Here is a 10,331-nt window from a genome sequence, read left to right on the forward strand (position 1 = left end):
TTTCAATATTAACCCTAAAAGTTAAATCATTTGGCTAAAACGAAATCGGCATATTTTTGTCAGAGTTGCGGATACGAATCCGCAAAATGGCTGGGTAAATGTCCCTCCTGCAATGCATGGAATACTTTTGTTGAAGAAGTAATTGAAAAACCTACTAGTAAAGTTCCAAGCTGGCAAACCAGCTCAGAAAGCAAAAGAGTGAGCAAACCTAATAAAGTAGATCAAATACAATCCATTACAGAGGAACGGATCTTAACAGGTGATGTTGAGTTAGACCGGGTACTTGGTGGAGGGCTTGTTCCAGGTTCGGTAACTTTAATAGGTGGTGAGCCGGGAATTGGGAAATCAACCTTAATGTTACAGCTTGCATTAAACATCCCGGGCAAAAAGATTTTATACATTTCTGGTGAAGAAAGTGAACAGCAAATAAAAATGCGTGCTGAGCGAATCACTGATCGGCCCACAGCTGATTGTTATATTCTTACTGAAACTTCTACTCAAAACATATTTAAGCAGATTGAGTCGCTAGAACCGGATATTATTATTGTCGATTCGATACAAACATTGCATTCAGCACATATTGAATCTACCCCTGGAAGTGTTTCACAAGTCCGAGAGTGTACTGCCGAATTATTACGTTTCGCAAAAGAAACCGATACACCTGTTTTTCTAATCGGTCACATCACAAAAGATGGCACTATTGCTGGACCAAAGATACTAGAACATATGGTTGATACTGTTTTGCAATTTGAAGGGGATAGACATCATGTGTATAGAATATTGCGTTCAATTAAAAACAGATTTGGCGCTGCAGCAGAATTGGGTATTTACGCAATGCACAGTACAGGATTAAGGCAGGTTTCAAACCCCTCAGAAATATTGCTTTCTCAACGTGATGAAGAATTAAGCGGAATTGCAATATCAGCTACATTAGAGGGCGCCAGGCCAATGTTAATTGAAACACAAGCCTTGGTTAGCACTGCCGCCTATGGAACCCCTCAGCGTTCTTCAAATGGATTTGACACCAGAAGAATGAATATGCTGCTTGCAGTATTGGAGAAAAGATGCGGATTCAGATTGAGTACACGGGATGTATTTTTAAATATTGCAGGAGGGATTAAAGTAGAAGATCCAGCAATTGATCTAGCAATTATGGTCGCTATTATTTCTTCTCATGAGGAGATTTCTATTCCGTCGAAAATATGTTTTGCTGCCGAAGTTGGACTGTCGGGTGAAATCAGGGCAGTGAATAAAATAGAACAACGAATATCCGAAGCTGAAAAATTAGGTTTTGAACGTATCTTCATATCAAACTATAACATGAAAGGTTTAGTCATTGAGAGATTTAAAATTGAATTAACAGCTGTAAGTAAAATAGAAGATGTCTTCTCCATCCTTTTTGGATAAATTGTAGAAAATTGAGGTGCTAAAGCCTCAGCCATACACGCAACGAGCATTATTTTACCCAATTGACATAATGAACAAAAAAAATAAATCTACATATAACGCTGTTTAACAGACGATTATCTTATAAAGAGAAATCTTTTAAAAAACGGCCTATTAATTGTCTAAGTATTCACGTTAGCGTTCATTTATGAATTTTAACAAAACAATAGGGATGATTATCCTCGTTATCGTCAGGTAACGAGGATTTTTTTGTTTTAAAATCTTTGTCTTGTGCCATAGATTTTTTTCAAAAAAGTATGTGTGTTGTAGAATAAAATTAGCACATATAACTATATTCTAATCCCTTAACCAAATTAAAACTTATGCACAGGACTTTAAAAAACCTCAGTTATTTATGTATTGCTGTATTAAACGTACACTGTACATCCCTTGAAAAAGAGATCCTCAATAAACCAGTAACGACATCGCTGGCTGCTAGCCAAACTTTAGCTGGCTTGGTTAATCTTGGCCCTCAAGTATTCGAGTCTTCCATCAACGGAAGTACACATGCAACAGACAATGCCAGCAATAGCTGGTTTTACACCATTCAAACCGGGTCTCCAGCTAGATTAATTGGCTACAATGGGACAACAGCCAGTCTTGCTGTAAACTTACCTTTAACGGGCGTTACTGGCTCCTGGTCAATGACAGTAGCGACAGACAATAGCGTATACATTGCCAGCAATCAAGGAATTCTCCTCCGTTATGACCAGACTACTCAAACTGTAACAACTATAGGAAAACCTGCAGCCACAGAAACTTACCTATGGGACCTTGCTACAGGTAAAAATGGGGAAATCTTTATAGGTACCTACCCAGGTTGTAGGGTATATCGTTACCATCCAAGTAGTGGTTTCACAGATGTAGGGTCAGGAGCATTAATAACCGGAGAGAATTATGTAAGAAGTGTGGAATACCATGAACCAACTGATATGGTCTATGCGGGAGTAGGTTCACATACTGGCTTGATCGAATTAAATCCAAGAACCGGACAAAAGCGAGAAATGCTACCAGCTCAAGATAGAGGCCTTACAGGATTTGTTTACTACTTAAAAGTAATTACAGGGTTAACAGGGGGCGACCGCTTATTAGCCTCTATAACAGGAACACCAAGTAACAATAAAACTTTGGTCTATAATATTCAAACGGGTCTATTTGAAAAAAATATACCTACAGCAATAGCAAACACTGCTATTAAATCACCCACTAACCAAAAAATATATTACAGTACATCATCTAGTTTACTATCATATGAAATTACTCAACCCACAGCAGTTCCGGTTCTTGTAAGCAGCACCAAAAATTCACTGGCCAGATATTGGTCTGGAAATCAAGAATTAACATTGCTCAACCCCGAAATGAAAATAGTTAAAGTCAATGTAAGTAATGGCTCAACGACCTCCACAAATTTGAATATTCCCCCTTTACCAATCCAAATACAAACTACGGCCGCTGGACCAGATGGCAAAGTATGGACAAGTGGCTACCCAATCGGAAGCAACGGACTTTACAATCCTGCAACTGGGACTACAGTTAACTATAATGGGCTACCACAGGCAGAAAGTATAAGCTTCCAAGGAGATCAGGTATTTTTTGGCATATATGGGGGTGCAAAAATCTATCGCTATAATAGCAATAACCCATGGTCTATGACAAGCGCTAACCCTAAATTAATAGGAAGCGTTACTGGTCAGGACAGGCCATTTGGCAACGTAAGCGTCCCTACACTTGGAAAAATGTTCTTTGGTACAGTACCCGGGTATGGAATTCTGGGCGGTTCACTAATAGAATATAATTCAAGTGATGACAAGATCATCAGTTACGCAAACATTGTACTGGATCAATCTATAGTTAGCCTAAACTATGCAAACAGTACAATTATAGGAGGAACTTCCGTTTGGGGTGGATTGGGCATTCAACCAACGCAAACCCAAGCTAAACTTTTTGGATGGAACCCTGTTACCAAAATTAAAACTTTTGAAATTGTTCCTGTAACCGGAGCTAAAGCGATAACAGCATTGATGCAAGGACCAAATGGTAAAATTTGGGGTATGGCTGATGGCACGCTCTTTATCTTTGACCCAGTTACTGGCGTAGTAGATTCAACTCATGATTTGTTTCAAGTTAGTCAGGCCACAAAAAACACCACTGTTTGGAGAAATGCATCTATGGTAATGCACCCAACTGGAAGAATCTTTGGTTTAGCTTATGGAGAATTATTTGAATTAGATCCAACAACCAAAGCAAAAACTACAATCTCTAGCAGTGGAGGGGTTTGTCTGACTTTGGGAATAAACGGAGAACTATATTTCCAAAGAGGTATAAACTTATGGAGTTATAATCTATAATCCAATCAAAATTAACAGGATAGAAATATCCTTTAAGGAGCCGCGAAGATACTTTAAAGCATAGGTGATTTGATTTTCTACAGCGCGTTTTGAGATTCCCAATTTCAGCGCAATCTCATCATTGTTTAATAAGTTCTTCCGGCTCATTAGAAAAATCTCTCTACATCTTTTGGGAAGTCTATCAAGATGGTGATGCAGTTCTTCTTCAAGATCTGTATAGGCCAAATTATAATAGCCTGCATTTTCGGAAGAAGGACCGGAATATATTGATAGATCTTCTTCATAACTAAGATTTGATTTCCTATTTGCCACGATATGCTTATAAACAATATATCTGCTTGCAGAAATTGTATAAGCCTTAAATGATTTTATAATCAGTGTTTTTCGGTTTTTCCAAAGTGATAAAAATACATCATGAACAATTTGCTCACAGACCTCCCTATCTTGTAGATAGGAATAAACATTATTAAATATTATAGATGAATAGCGCGAAAAAAGGATGGCAAATGATTTTTCGTCATCATTTTTAATCTTTAGCCATAGGTTTTCATCTGCGATCATTCTAAAACGATTTGAGCCTAAATTACATTTTAAATTGATTAAAAGAAATTTCGAATATTTTTAAACCAGCTAATTAAGTACATATAACTATCATAATTCTATTAATGATACCGAAGTAATTTTTACCAGGATATTTTTTTTAGAAAAGTATGTGTGTAGCAGATTAAAAATAGCACTACTCTTATAGCACAACAAAATCGCTCCCAAACTTATTAAACAAAATTTAGCCATGACGAAAGAAGAATATATTTTGCTTTATGAAAAATACCTGAAAGGTATTTGCACAGCTGAAGAGCAAAAACTTCTGGACACATACCAGGATAATTATTCTTTAAACTTTCATTTTCTTGAGGTCCATGATAACCAGAAAGACAAAGAGAGAAATGCACGCATTTATCAGCAACTCAAGAAAAGTATTGACAATACACAGCCTCCTAAGTTGAGTTGGTATAAACATCCCTTCACAGCTGCCGCAGCACTTATTGGTATTTTATCTATCGGAGCCTACTTATTCTGGACTTCCCCTAAAATAAATAAGCAAGAGAAAGTATTAGCCTCGCAAACAAAGATGAATTCCGGCAGTAATAAAGCTGTACTTACTCTTGGTGATGGCTCTCGACTTATTCTTGACAACGCCTCTAATGGTATCCTAACCAATCAAGGTCAATCAGTAATTTCCAAAGAGTCAAATGGGAAACTGGTATACAATACGAGTGGAGTATCTCAAAGTTATGCTGTCGAACAAAATTTAATTACTATACCCAGAGGAGGCGAATATCAAATTGTATTACCTGATGGAACAAAAGTATGGCTAAACTCCGAATCATCATTAAGTTTCCCTGTAGTATTTAAAGGAAATACCCGCAAAGTGACACTATCTGGTGAAGCATATTTTGAGGTTGCTAAAAATAAAAACAGTCCTTTTAGCATTTCTGTAAAAGGCACAGAAATAAAGGTATTAGGTACGCACTTCAACGTAGAAGCGTACGATGATGTAAATACAACTTTAGTTGAAGGCTCTGTACAATTGAAAAATAAAACACAGTCAGTCGTTCTAAAACCGGGAGAATCTGGATTAACACAAAATGACGGCCGATTTAAAATAGAACAAGCAGATCTGGAATCTGTTACAGGCTGGAAAAATGGCTACTTTGTTTTCCATAACAAAGAACTGAAAAGCATTATGGAGCAGGTTGAACGATGGTATGATGTAGATATTGAATATGAAGACGATGTTCAAGACAAGAAATTCTATGGTAAAGTTTCCCGCTCAGACGATTTATCAGAATTATTAAAAAATATGGAATTAACAGGAATTGTTCATTTTAAAATCCAAACAGATAACAAAACAAAGAGAAAAAAAATCATAGTAACGACTTAATAACGCTCTCAAATTAACCAAACCCTAACCATTATACTAACCGCGTATGAGAAGAATCTTGACCTTATTTTTATCAGGAGTAGTTTTATCCACCACCTCCTGCAATAAAGAAATTGAATTTATTCCCTTGGCAATGCCAACACCAAAAGAAGAAGTTGCCGGCAATTTTGAGCCATTTAACGTAACTATAAGTAATGACACTTATAAGAAAGGAGAACAGGTGAGGTTTTATTTTACCGGAGATACCGAGTCTATAGACTTCTATTCCGGTGAGTACTTACGTCAATATGAATATAAAGACAGCAGAGTTATTGATGGTGTTTTTAACAGTCCTACGATATCATTCAACACATTGATCAATCCTCTTCCGATTTTAAAAAACTTTCATTTTTTGGTATCTAACGACTATAATCCTGGTCCAATACCTTCTTATTCGGATCTCACAAATTCAACCTGGACATCTATTGATTTCACCTATCCAACAGTTGCCAATAAATGGACGGCTTCGGGCACATTAGACTTATCTAATTACGTAGTTCCAGGAAAGCCCCTGTATTTTGCATTCAAATATGTAAATAGCTTTAATCCAACTAGCCCTTCAGTGCATTTACCATATTATTGTTATGCACAAGCAATTAGTTTTAAAAATAAAGTAACAAATGATAAGTCCGTTGAACTCAGCAATCAGACCACTTCAGGTTTGATAGAAATTCAACAAAATATGACTACAAAAGGTACGTACACCTGGTCGGCGGCAGACCGCTTCTATTTACTTGGAAACAGAAATGCACCTGCAGGTACAGAGCACTGGGTAGTCAGTAAAGCAATTTATCCCATGCCAGTTGAGACTGGAGGTGATAAACCGATACCCATTAAATCTCCAGGAGGAACCAAACTTATTTCCTATACACAGGTATATTCAGAATCAGGTGTATATAAAGCGTATTTTATTGTAAAACAGAAGAATCTTGATGGTACATTTTCAAACATGATCAAGACCGTTGACGTAACCGTTACTGATTAACCTCTATTATTAAGTAATTGCCATAAAAAGCTCCTGGTACTAGAGATACCAGGAGCAACAAAATGGCCTTATGAATTGATCTGTACAAACCAAAAAAACCAGAGTTTAAATGTATAAAATTTATGCCGCACTGCATTATTGTAATAATGCTTGTTCAAAAAAATATTTCCTCATTATGAGACTAATAGTCCTGATTTTGATTACTACAGTAATGCAGGTTTCAGCTGAAACTTATGCTCAGAAGGTAACGTTCAGTAAAAAAAATGCCAGTCTTCAAGAAGTCATCAAAGTAATTGAAGTCCAGACTGGATATAATTTTCTTCTAAGCTCTGAATTACTGAAAGAAGCCAGACCCATTCATGCGGAATTGAAAAATGTCACATTAAAAGAAGCCTTAAACGTCTGTTTCAACAATCAACCATTTAACTATGTTATAAATAATAGAACAATAGTTGTTAGCAGAAAGCCAATACCTTCAGCTCCTCCTACCCAGCAAACTATTGCCATAAATGGTAAAATTACTGACGAAAATGGTCTCCCTATACCAGGGGTATCTATACGCATTAAAAATGCTTCTGGAGGCACATCATCTAACGTTCAAGGTAATTATAACATAACCGTTCCAAATAAAGAGGCTATACTCATATTCAGCTCTATTGGATATGTTACTATAGAAACTAAAGTGGCCGACAGAAAACAGATTAACATCAGTCTTAAACAAGCAGCCCAATCATTGGACGAAACAGTAGTTATAGGCTATGGAACAGTAAGCAAGAAAGATTTAACAGGTTCCGTTGGGCAAGTGAACCTTGAGGATCTTAACAAAGCTCCTGTAACTACCTTTACCCAGGCTCTTGCAGGCCGTATTGCAGGAGTCAGTGTTTCCTCAAGTGATGGACAGCCTGGCGCTATGCAAAACATCGTCATCAGAGGTCCGGGTTCTCTATCACAGGATCCTTCCCCACTTTATGTTATAGATGGCTACCCTGTTGAAAACTTTGATCCCTCCAGTCTAAACACCAATGAAATTGAAACAATAAACATATTAAAAGATGCGTCTTCCGCAGCAATATATGGTTCCAGGGGGGCAAATGGCATTGTCATTATTGAAACAAAAAGGGGTATGATAGGTAAGCCCAAACTTAGCTTTAACAGTAGTTTTGGGTTCCAGAAAATCAGAAAGAAAATTGATGTTATGGATCCCTATGAGTTTGTAAAATATCAGGCGGAATTTAACCCTGGAGTTGCAAAAATCAGATACTTTACCAATAATAGAGATGTGGAGTCATATAATGGCGTCGAGGGAATTAATTGGCAAGACCGTCTTTTTCAAACCAGCCCGACACAGATGTATGATATGGCTATAAGAGGTGGGAATGCCGATACCAGATATTCTTTATCCGGTTCTCTTTTTAATCAAAAAGGCATAATCATCAATACTGGTTCTAAAAGAAGGCAAGCAAGAATGTCTTTAGACCATAACTTAAGTAAAAAACTTAGAGTAGGTGTTACAGCTAACTATGCTTTCACTGAAAACTATGGGGCTCAGGCTGCAACACTTGCCGGTGGGGCAACGACAAATTCCAACTCTATATTTTACCCTGCATTCGGTTACCGTCCTATCTCAGGAAGAGAAGATATTGATCTGACAAGAGATGACCTGGATGACCAGGCAGACCCGAATAACCCGAATGAAGTTCGTGTTAACCCAGTTAAACAAGCAAAAAACACTTATTTGGTTTCTGGCTTCAAATCACTTAATGCCAATTCATTTTTGAGCTATAACATTAACCCTTATCTGGTATTAAGAGTCACCGGAAACATAAGCACAGTTGACAGAGAAACAGAGAGCTTTTTTAGCACTAAAACTCCTCGCGGATTAAAAATACCTCAAAACCAGAATGGCGTGCAAGCAAGCGTAGCTAATTTCAGCACAGAAACGTGGTCAAATGAAAATACACTAACCTATAACAGAACTTTTAACAAGAAACACAAAATAAATGGATTACTGGGTTTTTCTTCCCAAAAAAGCAAATCAAAAAATTACGGCTTAAGTGTAATAAAAATTCCAAATGAAAACCTGGGTATGTCTGGATTAGATGAGGGTAAACCATTGGAAAATATTGCAGGTAGTACAAACTCTACTATGGCTTCTTTTTTTGGACGCGCCAACTACAGTTTTAATTCCAAATACTATCTGACCGCTACCTTTCGTATGGATGGCTCTTCAAAATTTCCTCCGGCAAACAAATGGGGCTATTTCCCTTCAGGAGCAATCGCCTGGAATATTAGTGAAGAAGACTTCATGAAAAAAATAAAAGTAATATCAGCTGCAAAGCTTCGGACAAGCTATGGTATTACAGGCAATAACAGGGTAGGTGATTTCAGTTATCAACAAAGACTGGCATTCCCAGCTACCAGTGCATACTCATTTGAAAATGCCGAGCCAACAAAAGGAGTTATTATTTCGGAAATGGGTAATGACAAACTTAAATGGGAATCAGGTCATCAGGCCGATATTGGGCTTGATTTAGGTTTTTTCAAAAACCGTGTTGAATTGGTAGTAGACGTTTACAGACGTACCACGAAAGACATGCTCCTTTTTGCGGAAAAACCATACGCAACTGGTTATCCTAACGTATTTGAGAATATAGGAGAATTACAAAATGATGGATTAGAGATCAGTATAAATACAAAGAATATTAAAACCAAAAACTTTTCATGGGAAAGCAGCTTTAACATCAGTTTCAATAGAAATAAAATACTCGCTCTAACAAGAAACCAGAATGAAATGTTCAAAAACAATGGATTCCACTTCTCTTACACTGAGTCATTATACCTTTCTAAGGTCGGGATGCCTGCAGGTATGTTTTATGGTTACCAATGGTTAGGGAATTACCAATACGCTGATTTTAATGAACCTTCTCCAGGCGTATATGTCCTTAAAGATGATATTGCTGACAATGGCAGCGGAAGAGCAAATGTAAAACCTGGTGATATAAAATACATGGATGTAAATGGTGATGGAACGGTGAATGACATGGATAAAGGCCTTATGGGTAGGTCTCTCCCAATTCATTCAGGAGGCTTCAATAACAATTTCACATACAAAAATTTTGATTTGAATCTGTTTTTGCAGTGGAATTATGGAAATACCATTTACAATGCTAACAGATTAATCTTTGAGGGTAATGGAATCAATGTATATGACCTTAACCAGTTTGCATCCTATAGCAACCGATGGACACCCGAGAATCAGAACAATACCTATTTCAGAACTTCAGGTGCTGGTCCGGTTGGCAGAAACTCAACAAGAGTTCTAGAAGATGGCTCTTACTTAAGATTAAAAACAGTTTCAGTAGGATACAACCTACCTAAGAATATTATCAACCCTCTATTAATAAGCAACTTGAGGGTAAATTTTTCTGCGCAAAACCTATGGACACTAACCAATTATACTGGTTTTGATCCTGAAGTTGCGGTGAGAAATTCTGTTTTAACCCCAGGACTGGATTATTCAGCTTATCCACACACCAGAAGCTTTGTCTTCGGAATTAATGCCACATTTTAA

At 37.2% G+C, this 10,331-nt stretch carries 6 protein-coding genes; 5 read left to right on the plus strand and 1 reads right to left on the minus strand.

Annotated features, from left to right (window positions below; genetic code table 11):
- Positions 1-30 precede the first annotated feature (30 nt).
- Entirely contained in the window at positions 31-1,407 is a 1,377-nt protein-coding gene (radA, locus tag WC623_RS03960) for a DNA repair protein RadA (protein ID WP_372848214.1), read from the plus strand.
- A gap of 362 nt (positions 1,408-1,769) precedes the next feature.
- A complete protein-coding gene (locus WC623_RS03965) occupies positions 1,770-3,794 on the plus strand; it encodes a hypothetical protein (protein ID WP_372848215.1) in 2,025 nt (674 codons plus the stop codon).
- Here the strand turns inward: WC623_RS03965 and WC623_RS03970 are convergent.
- Positions 3,789-4,355, minus strand: coding sequence for an RNA polymerase sigma factor (locus WC623_RS03970; protein WP_372848216.1), 567 nt, complete (start codon positions 4,353-4,355; stop codon positions 3,789-3,791). The genes WC623_RS03965 and WC623_RS03970 overlap by 6 nt on opposite strands.
- A 229-nt stretch (positions 4,356-4,584) precedes the next feature.
- Between WC623_RS03970 and WC623_RS03975 the strand changes: the two genes are divergently transcribed.
- From WC623_RS03975 to WC623_RS03985, 3 genes are all read left to right on the plus strand, one after another.
- Complete coding sequence (locus WC623_RS03975) at positions 4,585-5,736, plus strand: FecR family protein (RefSeq protein WP_372848217.1); 1,152 nt, start codon at positions 4,585-4,587, stop codon at positions 5,734-5,736.
- 46 nt (positions 5,737-5,782) lie between these two features.
- Positions 5,783-6,760: a DUF5017 domain-containing protein gene (locus tag WC623_RS03980; protein ID WP_372848218.1), complete on the plus strand. Its 978-nt coding sequence runs from the start codon at positions 5,783-5,785 to the stop codon at positions 6,758-6,760.
- 175 nt (positions 6,761-6,935) lie between these two features.
- Positions 6,936-10,331 carry a TonB-dependent receptor gene (locus WC623_RS03985; protein WP_372848219.1) on the plus strand — a complete coding sequence of 1,132 codons (3,396 nt, stop codon included), beginning with the start codon at positions 6,936-6,938 and terminating at the stop codon, positions 10,329-10,331.

Origin of the sequence: Pedobacter sp., from assembly GCF_041645105.1 — a bacterium.
In the GTDB taxonomy this organism is placed as follows: Bacteria; Bacteroidota; Bacteroidia; order Sphingobacteriales; family Sphingobacteriaceae; genus Pedobacter.